The organism is Novosphingobium sp. HR1a (genome assembly GCF_015594425.1).
In the GTDB taxonomy this organism is placed as follows: domain Bacteria; phylum Pseudomonadota; class Alphaproteobacteria; order Sphingomonadales; family Sphingomonadaceae; genus Novosphingobium; species Novosphingobium resinovorum_A.
The window spans coordinates 1-388 of the sequence record NZ_JABXWS010000170.1; the positions used below are offsets into that span (position 1 = coordinate 1).

1 protein-coding gene is annotated in these 388 nt (G+C 64.4%); it reads left to right on the forward strand.

Annotation, left to right across the window (positions count from 1 at the left end; all coding sequences use genetic code 11):
- Positions 1-41: 41 nt before the first annotated feature.
- A partial coding sequence (locus HWN72_RS30855; protein WP_305798399.1) for an ATP-binding protein occupies positions 42-388 on the forward strand: 347 nt, incomplete at its 3' end.

Consider the following 388-nt stretch of genomic DNA (forward strand, 5'->3'; position numbering starts at 1 on the left):
CGGGAAGCGAAGGGCTCGCCCGGGACGAATGGCTCGGGCTGATGCTCGATCGGGAGATGGCGATGCGCTGTGACAAGCGGCTCGCCAACCGGCTTACGGCCGCGCGACTACGATTCAGCGACGCCTGTATCGAGAACATCGACTTCGCCGCGCACCGCAAGCTGGATCGCCGCAGCGTCCTGGCGCTTGCGCAGGGCGACTGGCTCAAGGCGCATGAACATCTAATCATTACAGGGCCAACCGGTACGGGGAAAACCTGGTTGGGGTGTGCGTTCGCCCGTCAGGCAGCCCGGCTCGACTACTCGGTACTCTACGTTCGCATGCCCCGACTGTTCGAAGATCTGGCAATGGCCCGGCTCGACGGCCGCTTCCCGCGCCTGATCGACAA